Below are 14,108 nucleotides of genomic sequence, written 5' to 3'. Positions count from 1 at the left end.
ATGAGAAAAGGACTATTGGCGATCGTGATGCTGCTGGCGGGGCTTACAGGCTTTGCCCAGCGAACCTACGATCAGTTCTTTCTGGAGGCAATGATGCAGAGGCAGAAAGGTAATAATGCTGCTGCGTTCGACTTGTTGCGTCACTGCCTGGAACTGAACCCTGAGGCACCTGAAGTGTACTACTTCCTGGCGCAATACTACAATGCGCTGAAAGATAATAAGACCTCGGAGGAATATTTTAAGAAAGCTGCCGCTCTAGCGCCCGATAACGTGACCTATATGGAGACGCTGGCCCAGATATACATCCGTCAGCAGAATTTTGCTGAGGCTATTCCTGTGGTAGAGGAAATATACGAACGCGACAAAGAGCGAATAGATTTGCTGGAGATGCTGTTCCAGTTGTACCAGCAGGTAGGCAAGAATGATCAGGCTGTCGAAGTGCTGGACCGAATGGAGGCAATTGACGGTAAGAGCGAACGCCTGTCAGTAGCCAAGAGCGAGATATACACCCGTCAGGGCGATAAGAAGAGGGCCATTGCCGAGATGAAGTCATTGGCAGAGAAGTATCCCAACGACCTGAACTATCTGGGTCTGTATGGTGAGACGCTGATGATGAATGGTGAGGTGAAGAAGGCACTGAAGGTGTATGGCCAGATATTGGAGCAGGAACCAGATAATAACAAGGTTCTGATGTCGCTGAGAACGTATCATCTGGCTTTGGGACATAAAGAAATGGCCGACTCGCTGTCAGAGCGCGTACTGATGAACAAAAACGCTACGTCTGAGGAACGTATACATCTGTTGAGGCAGGAAATGTCGGCCAGTGAACTGGCTGGGGGTGACAGTACTCGTGTGCTGCGTCTTTTCAAAAAAATATTGAGTGGCCCTCAGACCAGCGAGGATATGGCATTGCTCTGTGCTTCGTATATGAACGCCAAGAAGATGCCGAAGGACAGCATTATCCATGTGCTGGAACAGGCTCTGACGATAGCGCCAGACAACTCAATGGCACGCCTGCAGTTGGTGGGTTATGCTTGGGAGAACGACGATATGGAACGCGTGGTGGAGCTATGCCGTGATGCTCGCCAGTATAACCCCGACGAGATGGCTTTCTACTACTATCAGGGCATCGCCTACTACAAACGCGAGAACCTGGATGCGGCCCTGTCAGCCTTTAAGAACGGTATCGGGGTGATTAAGGATGATAGCGATCCGAACATCGTGTCAGACTTCTATGCTGTGATGGGCGACATCCTGCACCAGCAGGGACTGGCCGAAGAGGCGTTTGCCGCCTATGATTCGTGCTTGGTATGGAAGGAAGACAACATTGGCTGTCTGAATAACTATGCCTACTACCTGAGCGAACGAGGCGAGAAACTCTCGAAGGCTGAGGAAATGAGCTATAAAACCATCAAGGCTGAGCCCAAAAACTCGACCTATCTTGATACCTACGCATGGATACTCTATATGGAGGAACGTTATGCAGAGGCCAGGATATATATCGAACAGGCCATACAGAACCTGGACGAGAAAATGGACAACGCCGTGATATACGAACATGCTGATAAAATAAAACTTAAAATAAAAACAGAATGAAACGTACAAGTATTCTCAAAGTGACCTTTTTGGCAATGTCGTTGCTTTTGACATCGTGTGGTATCTTCCAGAAGAAACCCACAGGGCCTGCGCCAATCACTGCTGAGCAGAGAGCCAAGGCCGATTTTATCGGACAAGTACAGGATAATGCTCAGACGGCTAAGTTTCTGACATCGAAAGTGAAGTTCTCTGTTGAGGTTGGTCCGCAGAAACTGACGCTGACAGGAAACCTGCGAATGAAACGCGACGACGTGATTCGTCTGCAGTTAATGGCTTTCGGATTTGTGGAGGCAGGACGTATAGAACTGACTAAGGACTACGTGCTCATTATGGACCGTATCAACAAACAGTATTTGAAGGCACCGTATATCCAGGTTGACTTCCTACGTAACAGCGGCTTGAACTTCAAATCGCTACAAGCCTTGTTCTGGAACGAATTGTTCAAGCCCAACCAGAGCAGTGTCATGAGGCACGCTGTTGATACAACAAAGGCCTATTCGACCTTAGAGAGCGGCGACGACATGATTATCAGCATGGAAGAGGGTAAGATGGATTATAGCTGGCTGGCCAGCAAGAGCACGGCTTTGATACGTATGGCTAACATCCTGTATAAGGACCGTTTCAATGGCAATACGCAGTTGAACTGGGACTACGATCAGTTTGAACCTTTGCAGAAGAAGGCGTTCCCCCACAAACATATGATTACCCTGACCACACCACAGAAGGAGGTGAAACTGGGCATGACACTCAACTACATCGGCTCGGATCAGGAGTGGGAGACACGTACGGAGATATCAAACAAGTACAGAGAAGTGACAGTTGACGAGATACTGCGTCGATTCATGGCTCTGTAAAGGAAGAAATATATACCCACTAAGGAAAAGAAAGATTAAAGGATAGCGTGAGGAAACTACTTGCACTCTTGATTTTAGTATGCTTCGTGGTGACTGCTCCTGCTCAACAAAAGCGGACAGCCACCACGAAGGCGCGTACTACCAGCACACAAAAGAAACAGACCACGAGGAAGAATACTAATACTCCCACGAGGAAGAATAGAACTACAACTACAAAGAAAACAGCAACCAGGAAAAACAGCACACCAGCTCCTACTGTTAGTGGATTGAAGAAAGAACAGCAACAGGTTCGCAACCAGATTAAGGAGCAGGAGCGGAGATTGAAGGCCAATGAGCGCGATGTGAACAAACGACTGCAGAATCTGTTGGTAATCAATAATGAGATTGCCTACAAGCGTAAAACCATCGACACAATCCGACACGACATCACCCGATTGGAGGACGACATCACTCTGTTACAGGCTCAGCTGAAGATGTTGGAACAAGAATTGGCGGAACGTAAGCAGCGTTACCTGAAGTCGATGCGCTATATGCAGTCCAATCGGCACATCCAGAGTAAGCTGATGTTCATCTTCAGCGCCAAGAACTTGTCGCAGATGTATCGTAGATTGCGCTTTGTACGTGAGTATGCTGCTTATCAGCAGACACAGGGTGAGGCGGTGATTTCGATGAAGCAGCAGGTGGCTGAGACCTTCGACGAGTTGAAGATGTCGAAGAAGCAGAAGAATGATTTGCTGTATCGTGGCGAACAGGAGAAGAAATCGCTCGAGAACAAGCAGGTGGAACAGCAGCAAATGGTCAATTCGTTGAAGAAACAGCAGAAGACCATCCAGAGTATCATCGATAAGCAGAAAAAACGCGATGCAGAGTTGAATGCTCAGATAGATCGCCTGATAGCACAGGAGATAGCTCGTGCCAAAGCTCGTGCTGAAGCCGAGGCAAAACGTAAGGCTGCCGAGGCTGAAGCGAAGCGAAAAGCGGAGGAACTAGCCAGAAAGAAGGCGGCTGCTGAAGCGGCTCGTAGGGAGAACGAACGACGCATAGCTGAGGCAAAGGCCAGAGAAGAGAAAGCCAAGGCAGAAGCTAGGGCTGCCGCTCAAAAGTCGGCACGCGAGAAAGCCGAGGCGGAGCGTAAGGCCAAAGAGGCAGAGAATGCCCGTTTGGCTGCTGAACGTAAGGCCGCTGCAGAGGCTAAGGCACACGAAAAGGAGATGGCTGAAGCCAAGAAGTCGTCGACCATCGACTATTCGGTGTCATCGGAAGACCGCTTGCTGAGTGGTAGTTTCGAGAGTAATCGTGGGCGCCTGCCCATGCCTATTGCTGGTAACTATAAGATTATGAACCATTTTGGAACAAACCATGTGACAGATGTGAAAGGTCATGTGACGCTCGATAAGAAGGGCATTGACATCAAAGGTCAGCCAGGAGCTGCGGTGCGTTGTATCTTCGATGGTGAGGTGAGTGCGGTATTCGGCTATGGTGGAACCACGGTCGTTATTGTGCGTCATGGAAGTTACCTCTCGGTATATTGTGACTTGGCTTCTGTCAGCGTGAGTCGTGGTCAAAAGGTAAGTGCACGACAAACGTTAGGGCGTGTAGGCTCTGACGGCGTGATGCAGTTCCAGTTGCGTAAGGGAAATGCGAAATTGAATCCTGAAGGATGGCTGGCGCGTTAAAGCGTCAAGCCATCGAGCAGGCCGACGTAGGTATCGATGGCCTGATGGATTTCAGAAATCTTAATAAATTCATCAGCTGAATGTGAACGGCTTGATTCACCAGGTCCTAGCTTCAACGAAAGGAAGGGCATGAGGGCCTGATCGCTGAGGGTGGGAGAACCAAAGGGGGTCATGCCACGTTCGGTGCATCGTCTGACTAGTGGATGATCTTCGGGAATACTTGATGAGTGGAGACGGAAGGAGCGGGCACGAAGCTCACATTTGCTCATCTTCTTACGAAGGAATTCAAACAGGTATTCATTCTGATAGAATTCGTTCGTGCGTACATCTATTATAAAATGAAGTGTATCGGGAATAACGTTGTGTTGGGTACCGCCCTCTACAACGGTAACAGTCATTTTTGTAGGGCCGAGTAAGGGGCTGACTTTGCGGAAACGGTAGTCGCGTAGCCATACAAGGTCGTCGAGGGCTTCGTAGATAGCATTAACGCCTTCGTTACGGGCTGCATGGCCCGACTTGCCATGGGCATAACCATCGATTACCATCAAACCTTTTTCCGCAATGGCAGGCTGCATGCCTGTAGGTTCGCCAACGATAGCTACATCGATATTAGGCAATTTATGGAGTACACGGCTGAAACCGTTATCGCCAGAGACTTCCTCTTCAGCAGAAGCAACCCACAGCAGGTTATATTTGCGTGGGCGGTTAAGCATGATGCGGTAGGTTTGTAGCAAGGCTACAAGTCCGCCACCGCAATCGTTGGCGCCAAGTCCATAGAGTACATCACCTTCCTGCATAGGCTGAAAGGGATCGCGGGTCCAGGAACTGACAGGCTTCACTGTATCAATGTGGGCATTGAGCATTATGGTAGGACGGTTATTATCCCAATCAGGACAACCTACCCAAAGGTTATTTCCCTCACGACCGAATGGCAGATGCCAAAGGTTCAGATACTCTGCCAGCTTATCGGCTGCCTTTTCCTCGCTTCTGCTGATAGAAGGAATGGCTATCAAGTCCTTCAGCAGCGTTATGGCGTCGTTTGTGTAGTAACTTGTCTCCATGTCTGCAAAGTTACGAACTTATGAGCAAAAAGCCAAGTCTTTTCAAACTTTTCTTACATATTTCCTGAGAAGATTAGGGGTTTACGCCAAAAAGTTGTACCTTTGCAGAACTAAATTAGAAGCATTGTGAGAAACAGATTATTGGAAAACTCACCCTTGCTAAAGCTGGCTGTCTTCATGATGGCGGGTATCGTAGTGGGACACTATGTGATGGTGCTGACACCATTGCAACTTCTGCTGTTATTGGCCGTTGCTGTTTTTCTGGCTTTGATGATGCGCCGAAACGGTCAGCTGCAATCGTTGGCTATCTGTGTGTGCTTTGCTGTCCTGGGGTGGTTCCTTACTGTATGGCACAAGACTTCGGAACCTGTGTGGCCAGAAGAAAAGGTTGTATATGAGGCGGTAGTCACGAGTCGACCGATAGAGAAGCCGAAGACAATGGCCATCGATGTGGTATTGATAGGTCGTGGGCATACGTTGAAATGTTATCTGTATAAAGATGAGCGGAGCAAGTCCCTAAAAATCGGTGATGGTTTGAAAATACAATCCAGAATAGAGAATGGTCGCACATTTGTGACAAGCTGGGACTGGCAGAGGTCTCGCCCCACTCTTAGTAGCCTGTCTGTGTTGACCCGGACTAGGCTCTTTTTCCTGAAACTACGTAGCAGGTTGCTCGAAAGATTCGACGTGGAGGATGCTGATGACGATGCTTATGCAGTAGTGGCAGCGATGACGCTTGGCGATAAATCAGCGTTGACCAAAGAACTGAAGGATACTTATGCCATAACCGGAGCTTCACACGTATTGGCTTTGAGCGGTCTACATCTGGGTATCATCTATATGCTGCTTTCTTTCTTAACGGTGGGGCACAGGTGGCAGACTATGACGCAAATCTTTATCGTAATGAGCGTATGGCTGTTTGTGTTCTTAGTGGGCATGTCGAGTAGTGTAGTGCGTTCTGCCATCATGCTGAGTGTATATGCTCTCCTGCAGTTAGGGTATAGGGAGAAAATGTCAATCAATACCCTTGCATTTACTGCTATCGTGATGCTGATGGCTAATCCGTTGTCGCTTTTCGATGTGGGTTTCCAAATGTCATTCATGGCTGTGTTCTTCATATTACTGTTCATGCCGTTATTCAATGAACTGATAGCTCAAAAGAATCTGATGTCCCATCGGGTAGTAAAATGGTTTTGGAGTATATTTGCCGTCTCTTGTGCGGCCCAGATTGGTGTAGCCCCACTGATTGCTTATTACTTCGGACGGTTCTCAACTTACTTTCTGCTTACAAATCTGATTGTACTTCCTGCGGCTATGCTGATACTTTACTTGTCGTTGGTAGTATTATTGATTCCGTCTTTCGCGTACCTATTATTATATATTGTCTCAAGACTGAATGCAGCTTTGATACGGATAGCAACCATGCCTTATGCAAGCATAGAAGATTTACATCCTTCGATTATGCAAGTGGTGATGATCTATGTCATCATTCTTGCTGGTTACATATTGATGGAACGGCTTCTTAGAATAAAAGCATTACCAGCAGGGGAATGCTGATCATGGATAGCAGGGTGGTGATAAAGGTGACTTCTGTAATCATGGTCGTGTCTTTCTCATACTTCAGGCAGAGAATGGTTCCATAGGTGGCTACAGGCATGGCAATAACCAGCGTGTTGATGTTGACTACGAAAGACGAGAATCCAAGTGTCCCCATTAGGTAGTGGATGCCTATGGGAAGTAAGGCCAGACGGAAAAGCGTGGTAGCGTAGACAGTGCGGTTACCCAACATGGCTCGCAAAGAGAGATTCGACATTGATGAACCTATAATCAGCAGAGCGGCAGGCACCGTGATGTTACCTAGCATGGTGAGGGGTTGGCTGATGGCTTCGGGGATGTTGTCGATCTCGAGAGCAACGATGCCCATGGTGAGATAAGCGGCCAGCATAGGAGTAGAATAGAGCACTTTTTTCTGAAAGCGCTCTCCTTCAACTTTACTCTTTCCAGTTATCAGAACGGTACCGATGGTAAAAACGGCAAAGGTGTTGACCACGTTCAGCACGGCAGCATAGAATACTGCCTCGTGACCAAAGATTGAGGCTACAACGGGGTAGCCCATGAAACCGACGTTACCGAACATAAGGGCAAAGCCGATGGGACCTTCGTCTTTCTTTCTGCTTGTGATATAGCGTGGCAGCGAGAAGGCTACGCATGCCAATATAATGTAAGTGATGGCGCTTATCAGCAACAATGGCAGGATAAACCGCTTGTCGGGCAGCTCACCTGTCATTGCTGAGGATAGGATCAATGCTGGACATGTGATATTGATGACCAGTTTTGACAGTTGCCTGTCAAAATCTCCTCCCAGAAATCCCTGTTTGCCTCCTATGTAGCCAACGACTACAAGGGCAAACAATGTCATCATTACCACAAACATAGCTTACATATAGCCGAGCCAGCGCAGAATATCATTGAGGTTTGCCACAACCATCAGGAGTATCAGGAGACCGAAGCCGAAATATTCGGCGCGAATCATGAATGTCTCTGAGGGTTTGCGGCGTGTAATCATCTCATAAATCAGGAACAATACATGACCGCCGTCAAGAGCGGGAATAGGCAGAATGTTCATGAAGGCCAAAATAATAGAGAGGAATGCTGTCATCTTCCAGAAGAGATACCAGTCCCATACTGGAGGGAAAAGGCTGCCAATAGCTCCGAAACCGCCAATTGATTTGGCGCCATCGGCGGTGAAGACATACTTCATGTCGCCAACATAGCCTGCCAGCACGTTCCAGCCGTACTTGATGCCAGCGGGGATGCTCTCCAAGAAACCATATTCACGGGTGTAGGGCTCGTAAAGACCGGCCAGGCTCTTAACGAAGAAGCCGAGTTTCAACTCTGATGTAAGTGTGACTGTAGCAGTGTCTCTTGCTTCGTTACGTTCGTAGACGATAGTTGCAGTGCGCACCTTCATACTGTCGGCCTGTGTCTTGGCTGCAGCCATCATGTCTTCGAGAATACCAAGTTGATCGGTAAATTCGTTATAGCTATCGATGGGTGTATCGTTGATGGCTATAATCTTGTCACCTTTCTGCAATCCCATAGAGGCGGCGGGGGAGTCGGCCATCACACTGTCAACCTCAGCGGGAACGAGCGGACGCACAAACGAAGGCTCTGCCTTCATCATGCTCAGCAGGTTGATGTCGCCAGGCAGGCTCAGGCTCATCTGTTGGCCGTCGCGAACCAAGTCGACACGCTTGGCTTCTGAGAGGTCGCGATAGAGGTCTGCTGAGAAGTCCTTGAAGGTTCCTTTGTCGGTGCCAAGGAGGATGTCACCATCTTGGAAACCTAATGCTTTAGCCTCGGCATTGAACTTCATACCCAGAGTCATATCCTTGACTGGGATATAGGTGTCGCCCCAGTAGAAAAGAATCATTGAGTAGATGAACAAGGCCAGTAGGAAGTTAACAAGTACACCGCCAATCATGACCAGCAGTCGCTGCCAGGCTGGTTTGGCACGAAACTCCCAAGACTGTACGGGCTGCTTCATCTGATTGGTATCAAAACTCTCGTCGATCATACCGGCAATCTTGCAGTAGCCGCCCAAAGGCAACCACCCCATACCGTATTGCGTATTACTATTCTTGGGCTTCCATTTAAAGATAGAACCATCCCACTTCCAGATGCTGGGATCAAAGAAAAGATAGAACTTATCGACACGGATGCCAAAAAGCTTGGCAAAGAAGAAATGACCGCCCTCATGGAGCAGTACTAAAAGTCCTATTGCCAGCATGAACTGCAATAGACGAATCAGAAATATATCCATAATCCTTTTACCTTATTCTTATTATTACTTATTCATTAGTTCGGTTGCAATACGGCGGGCCTCGGCATCGGTAGCTATGTACGTTTCGTAAGATGGATTCTTATCAAACGTAGCACGCTGCATGGTCTCGGCTATGATGTCGCCCATCTGCAGGAAACCGCACTTGTCTTCCAGAAAGCCGCGGTTCACGATTTCGTTTGCGGCATTCACGATACAAGGCATGTTACCGCCCTTGTTGATAGCCTCGAAGGCGAGAGCCAGACAGCGGAACTTGTTCAGGTCGGGTTCGAAGAACTCCAGGTGCTGGGCCTTGAAGAGGTCGAGACGCTCACCGCTCAGGTGCAAACGCTGGGGGAATGAGAAAGCGTACTGAATGGGCAGGCGCATGTCGGGTACACCCAACTGGGCTTTCACGCTGCCATCTTGGAATTGTACGGCACTGTGAACAATCGACTGTGGGTGAACCAATACCTGAATTTGGTTGGCTTCAACGCCAAAGAGCCATTTGGCCTCAATCACCTCGAAACCCTTGTTCATCATCGAAGCCGAGTCGATGGTTATCTTGGCACCCATGTCCCATGTGGGATGGCGTAGGGCGTCGGCTTTGGTCACATGGGCAATCTCTTCCATCGACTTCAGACGGAAAGGACCGCCTGAGGCTGTGAGCAGAATCTTCTCAATGGGGTTCTGGTCTTCGCCGACAAGACTCTGGAAGATAGCAGAATGCTCGCTGTCAACGGGAAGAATGGGGGTGTGGTACTGCTGGGCCAATTGCAGAATAAGTTCACCTGCAACAACCAGTGTTTCCTTGTTGGCCAGACAAATGGTCTTGCCTGCCTTGATGGCGTGGATGGTGGGGTTGAGACCGGAGAAACCTACCATGGCAGTGAGCACCATGTCGATAGGACCTGCCTCTACTATCTCGTCGAGCGCCTTAGCGCCAGCATATACCTTCACGTCGGGCATGTCGCTCATCAGCGACTTCAGTTCGTCATAACGCTGCTCGTTAGCAATGACGATGGCGGCGGGCTTGAACTTATGAGCCTGCTCTGCCAGCAGTTGTACTTTATTGTTGGCTGTCAGACAGTACACTTCGTACAGGTCTGAATGTTCCTCGATCACTTCGAGGGCTTGTGTTCCAATAGACCCGGTAGAACCGAGTATGGCTATTTGCTTCTTCATAATTCCAAAATGCCTTCTGGCAATTCTATTTCTATTTGATGTTTCTTTGTATCTACATTGGTAATGAGTTCTTCTGAAGCTGGAATCAGACGGCCGTCTTCCAGTTCGAAGAGAATGTTGATGGTGGCATCGTCGATAGAGGCTATCTTGCCTATGGCGTTTCCTGTATTCGCCTCTATGAGCTCGTAGCCCACAAGGGCCGACCATGAGAGGGAGTCGCTGTCTTCATCAGCCAACTCACGCGGGAAGTAGACATCGCAGCCCGTCAATTCTCTTACCTGTTCCTGGGTGTCCATACCCTCAAACTTTATCAGGGCATTGCTGTCGCTCTTGAAGCGATACTCTTCAATAAAGAAGGGTACGAGGATACTGTCGATGTCGAGAATCAGGTAGTCGGCATCCACACGGTCGAACACATCGTCATCGAAGAGAAAGCTGATTTCTCCCTTCACACCGTGCGCCTTGCCCAGCTTACCTATCTTATATACTTCTTCTCTTCTGATCATTATTCACTTCTGGTAATCTTTGCACCAAGCGCATTCAGGCGACTCTCAATGTTCTCGTAACCACGGTCTATCTGCTCGATATTGTCGATACGGCTGGTACCTGTGGCACTCATAGCGGCAATCAGCAGGGCAATACCTGCACGGATGTCCGGGCTCGACATGCGACCGCCGCGAAGGGTTATCTTACGATCGTGGCCTACGACCACGGCTCGATGCGGATCGCAGAGAATAATCTGGGCGCCCATGTCAATCAGCTTATCGACAAAGAACAGCCTGCTCTCAAACATCTTTTGGTGGAACAGCACGCTGCCGCGAGCCTGTGTAGCCACAACGATGAGCACTGATAGCAAGTCGGGGGTCAGACCTGGCCAGGGTGCATCAGCCAGAGTCATGATAGTACCGTCGATAAACGATTGTATCTCATAATGCTTCTGGCGCGGAATCACCAGGTCGTCGTTCTCAACCTTGATCTTTACTCCCAGACGGCGGAATGCATCGGGAATGATGCCAAGGTCTTTTACCGAAACGTTCTTGATACGGATGCCGTCGCCACACATGGCTGCCATGCCGATAAACGAGCCTACTTCAATCATGTCGGGAAGAATCCTGTGCTCTGCCCCGTGAAGTCGCTCTACGCCTACAATGTTCAGCAGGTTTGAGCCTATGCCGCTGATGTTGGCTCCCATCTGGTTCAGCAGATGGCAGAGCTGCTGGAGATAAGGTTCACAGGCCGCATTGTAAATGGTGGTCGTACCTTTGGCAAAGACCGCTGCCATCACGATGTTGGCCGTACCTGTGACAGATGCCTCGTCGAGCAACATATAAGTGCCCTTCAGGCGTTTGGCTGCTATCTCGTAGACGTCGCGACCAGGTATGCGAGTGAACTTGGCACCCAGTTTCTCGAAACCTAAGAAGTGGGTGTCGAGTCTGCGGCGGCCTATCTTGTCGCCACCGGGTTTCGTGATGACGGCCTTGCCCATGCGTGCCAGCAACGGACCAATCATCAAGACGCTACCGCGTAATGCTGCGCACTTCTTGACAAACTCGTCGCTCTCCAGATAATCGAGTTTCAGCTCGTCGGCTTGGAAAGTGTAGGTGCCCGAGCCTTCAGAAGAAACCTTCACGCCGATGTCGCGTAGCAACTGAATCAGATTGTTCACGTCGCGGATATCGGGAATATTGTTGATGGTCACTTTCTCCTCTGTCAGCAGCGAGGCGCAAATCACTTGCAGGGCCTCGTTCTTAGCTCCCTGCGGCGTGATGGTTCCTGATAGCAGATGCCCGCCTTCAATGATGAATGATGCCATTCTTCCGTTTATTTCTTTTTCTTACTCTTCTTGCCGTCGTCGGCCGAAATCTTCTCAAACTTGAAGTTGTTGAGGTCGAGCTGGATGATGCCGTTGGTGAAATGCGCCAGGTCGCTGGCCACGCGCTCGTCATCCATCGAACCGTGTCCCCAGGTAGCCAGGTCGCGCTTCATCTGGTTGGCTGTGTAGAAAGTCAGAGCGTCGCGCTCTTCACCCTCGGGCATGGTCTTCAGCTTCTCAAACAATTCCTCTATGAGCCTGCCATAGTGGCGCAGTCTTACACGGTCCTTCGGCAGTTTCATAGGCTGAGGCTTTGAGAGAATCTTGTCTGCCCCTGAGATGTCATAGGGCCAGTCAATCTCCAGTTCCCGATGACTCATCAGGTAGAGATGGTCCCAAAGTGTCTGCTCATAGTTGGCATTATCTTTCAGTTGGGGATTCCTGGTCTCCATCTGCTTTATAATTGCCTGAGCGCATTTCAGACGCTCTTCCTTTGTGGGCAGCTCGCAGGCGTAGGCAATCATCTTCTGAATCTCGCGGCCATACTCTGGCATGATGAGCTTCTCGCGCTGCGTGTTGTAGTCTAATCCTTTGATATCCATATTGTTATTCATTATTTACACGTTTAAGAGGTTTTTTGGCATCTTTGCCACAAAGTCCTTCAGGTAGTAAGGCACGAAATAGGCCACATCCTCCGTCTGGTCGTTCAAGAGTCTCTTTTCAGCCAAGGGCTGCATCCACTTGGCCAAGGGTTCAATACCTTCTATCAGGTGAGCGTTGGGGTGGTTGATTGCCTCCATACATTTCTTGGCGCCATTACCGAAGAAATAAACTGGATGCTGGTCAAGATACTCCTTGTAAGTCTCACCATCCACAATGTCGGCGCCAATCTCTCTGATGGGCTTCAGTCCTCGGTCGTAGATGCCTGCATAGACCTCCATTCTCCTGGCGTCGAGCATCGGACAAAGCAACGCGTCTTCTTCTACCATCTCGCGTAGCAACACAGGCACACAGAGCAGTTCCAAAGTGGGCACGGCTATCAGCTTCAGGTTTCTGCCATAGCAGATGCCCTTGGCCATCGAGACGCCGATGCGCAAACCAGTGTATGAGCCCGGACCGCAACTCACAGCCACGGCATCAAAGGGAATGGCGTGGTTGTCGGTAAACGAGAGAGCCTCGTCAACCATCGTTCCCAGGCGCTCTGCGTGGTTCGGGCCGCTGTGGTCTTCTTGCTGAAAGATAACCTGCGAGTCTTCCGATACAGCAACGGAGCAAACGTCCGTACTGGTTTCTATATGTAATATTGTCGACATACTTCTTGTTCCTTATATTAATAAGGTGCAAAGGTACGCATTTTCTTGGAATTTAAATACAAATAATTGGTTTTTTTGCATTTATTCCAGCTTTTTATCGTAGGATAATTCCTTGTCAGCGATAAGGCCTCTCGCTGACAAATATAAGTGCTGTTTATGGCAAAGTAGTTTTGTTTAATTGTGACCATACTTATTGTTTCCAGCAATTTAGACTAAATTGCTCTGCAAAATAGATTAAATTGCTTGCCAATTTAGACTAAATTGCAAACGAAGAGACTATCTTTGTCAATATCACGGCTGTTCGTTTACAGCCGTCCGTTATGTTCCTGTCAGGAATGGATCTTATTTTCCTCGTAGTGAAGTTTTGTTTTCCTCGTAGTAAAGTGTCGGTTTCCTCGTAGTAAAGTTGGGGTTTGCTTGTAGTGCCCTTCAGGTTTGGTGGATCCTTCATTCTGTTCTCGCTCTATATAATATATAATAAGGTGAGCGTTGTTTTCTGCCTTGACATTTATCAAGAGGCTGAAAATAATCGCATAAAAATCGAAAATTTCTTCTGAAAAGTTTTGCCGGTTCGAAAATTCTTCTTACCTTTGCACCCGCTAACGAGGAAACGACCTCTGTAAGCAGGCAAAAAGAAAGAGTTCTTTGAAAGATTTACATAGACAGAAGTAGTACAAGAAGCGAGAGCAGAGATGCTCTTGGGTAGAAAGAAACGAACCGTTTCAATTCTTGAATTTGGATAGTCGTTCTGAGACAGAGATAATGATCAGAGTTATTTACAAGGCTTCTA

At 48.7% G+C, this 14,108-nt stretch carries 12 protein-coding genes; 4 read left to right on the top strand and 8 right to left on the bottom strand.

Going from position 1 to position 14,108, the window contains the following annotated elements; translation table 11 throughout:
- Genes T325_RS10730 through T325_RS10720 form a run of 3 tightly spaced genes read left to right on the top strand, consistent with a single transcriptional unit; the run spans position 1 to position 4,126 of the window.
- Positions 1–1,596 carry a tetratricopeptide repeat protein gene (locus tag T325_RS10730; protein WP_036913788.1) on the top strand — a complete coding sequence of 532 codons (1,596 nt, stop codon included), beginning with the start codon at positions 1–3 and terminating at the stop codon, positions 1,594–1,596.
- Positions 1,593–2,450 carry a lipoprotein insertase outer membrane protein LolB1 gene (locus T325_RS10725; protein WP_081911188.1) on the top strand — a complete coding sequence of 286 codons (858 nt, stop codon included), beginning with the start codon at positions 1,593–1,595 and terminating at the stop codon, positions 2,448–2,450. The genes T325_RS10730 and T325_RS10725 overlap by 4 nt, the downstream gene beginning before the upstream one ends.
- Positions 2,451–2,497: 47 nt before the next feature.
- A complete protein-coding gene (locus T325_RS10720) occupies positions 2,498–4,126 on the top strand; it encodes a murein hydrolase activator EnvC family protein (RefSeq protein ID WP_036913786.1) in 1,629 nt (542 codons plus the stop codon).
- On the opposite strand, the gene T325_RS10715 is transcribed toward T325_RS10720, so the two are convergent.
- Positions 4,123–5,187, bottom strand: coding sequence for a M20 family metallo-hydrolase (locus T325_RS10715; protein ID WP_036913783.1), 1,065 nt, complete (start codon positions 5,185–5,187; stop codon positions 4,123–4,125). The genes T325_RS10720 and T325_RS10715 overlap by 4 nt on opposite strands.
- A gap of 126 nt (positions 5,188–5,313) precedes the next feature.
- Here T325_RS10715 and T325_RS10710 point away from each other — a divergent pair, with 126 nt between their 5' ends.
- Entirely contained in the window at positions 5,314–6,744 is a 1,431-nt protein-coding gene (locus T325_RS10710) for a ComEC/Rec2 family competence protein (protein WP_156097680.1), read from the top strand.
- Here T325_RS10710 and T325_RS10705 read toward each other — a convergent pair.
- From T325_RS10705 to tsaB, 7 genes are read right to left on the bottom strand one after another with little or no spacing between them, the layout of a single operon-like run.
- Positions 6,710–7,609, bottom strand: a complete 900-nt coding sequence (locus tag T325_RS10705; RefSeq protein ID WP_231622229.1) for an AEC family transporter — start codon at positions 7,607–7,609, stop codon at positions 6,710–6,712. The genes T325_RS10710 and T325_RS10705 overlap by 35 nt on opposite strands.
- Positions 7,610–7,624: 15 nt before the next feature.
- Positions 7,625–9,010 (bottom strand): RIP metalloprotease RseP, encoded by a 1,386-nt coding sequence (gene rseP, locus T325_RS10700; protein ID WP_036913779.1) that lies wholly within the window; start codon positions 9,008–9,010, stop codon positions 7,625–7,627.
- A gap of 24 nt (positions 9,011–9,034) precedes the next feature.
- Entirely contained in the window at positions 9,035–10,192 is a 1,158-nt protein-coding gene (locus T325_RS10695) for a 1-deoxy-D-xylulose-5-phosphate reductoisomerase (RefSeq protein WP_036913777.1), read from the bottom strand.
- The gene (gene rimM, locus T325_RS10690; RefSeq protein WP_036913774.1) at positions 10,189–10,698 is read right to left on the bottom strand and encodes a ribosome maturation factor RimM; all 510 of its coding nucleotides are present in this window, start codon (positions 10,696–10,698) and stop codon (positions 10,189–10,191) included. Before rimM ends, T325_RS10695 begins: the two co-directional genes overlap by 4 nt.
- Complete coding sequence (gene murA, locus T325_RS10685) at positions 10,698–12,005, bottom strand: UDP-N-acetylglucosamine 1-carboxyvinyltransferase (protein ID WP_036913770.1); 1,308 nt, start codon at positions 12,003–12,005, stop codon at positions 10,698–10,700. Before murA ends, rimM begins: the two co-directional genes overlap by 1 nt.
- A gap of 8 nt (positions 12,006–12,013) precedes the next feature.
- Positions 12,014–12,607 (bottom strand): DUF4290 domain-containing protein, encoded by a 594-nt coding sequence (locus T325_RS10680; RefSeq protein ID WP_036914448.1) that lies wholly within the window; start codon positions 12,605–12,607, stop codon positions 12,014–12,016.
- 15 nt (positions 12,608–12,622) lie between these two features.
- Positions 12,623–13,318 carry a tRNA (adenosine(37)-N6)-threonylcarbamoyltransferase complex dimerization subunit type 1 TsaB gene (tsaB, locus tag T325_RS10675; RefSeq protein WP_036913768.1) on the bottom strand — a complete coding sequence of 232 codons (696 nt, stop codon included), beginning with the start codon at positions 13,316–13,318 and terminating at the stop codon, positions 12,623–12,625.
- Positions 13,319–14,108: the final 790 nt, after the last annotated feature.

The sequence above is a fragment of the Prevotella sp. FD3004 genome (assembly GCF_000746155.1).
Lineage (GTDB): Bacteria > Bacteroidota > Bacteroidia > Bacteroidales > Bacteroidaceae > Prevotella.
This window is presented reverse-complemented; position numbering and strand designations above follow the sequence as displayed.

Coding starts and splice junctions, on each gene's coding strand:
- T325_RS10730 (WP_036913788.1), top strand. CDS start 1: ATGAGAAAAGGACTATTGGCGATCGTGATGCTGCTGGCGGGGCTTACA.
- T325_RS10725 (WP_081911188.1), top strand. CDS start 1,593: ATGAAACGTACAAGTATTCTCAAAGTGACCTTTTTGGCAATGTCGTTG.
- T325_RS10715 (WP_036913783.1), bottom strand. CDS start 5,187: ATGGAGACAAGTTACTACACAAACGACGCCATAACGCTGCTGAAGGAC.
- T325_RS10705 (WP_231622229.1), bottom strand. CDS start 7,609: ATGATGACATTGTTTGCCCTTGTAGTCGTTGGCTACATAGGAGGCAAA.
- rseP (WP_036913779.1), bottom strand. CDS start 9,010: ATGGATATATTTCTGATTCGTCTATTGCAGTTCATGCTGGCAATAGGA.
- T325_RS10695 (WP_036913777.1), bottom strand. CDS start 10,192: ATGAAGAAGCAAATAGCCATACTCGGTTCTACCGGGTCTATTGGAACA.
- rimM (WP_036913774.1), bottom strand. CDS start 10,698: ATGATCAGAAGAGAAGAAGTATATAAGATAGGTAAGCTGGGCAAGGCG.
- murA (WP_036913770.1), bottom strand. CDS start 12,005: ATGGCATCATTCATCATTGAAGGCGGGCATCTGCTATCAGGAACCATC.
- T325_RS10680 (WP_036914448.1), bottom strand. CDS start 12,607: ATGGATATCAAAGGATTAGACTACAACACGCAGCGCGAGAAGCTCATC.
- tsaB (WP_036913768.1), bottom strand. CDS start 13,318: ATGTCGACAATATTACATATAGAAACCAGTACGGACGTTTGCTCCGTT.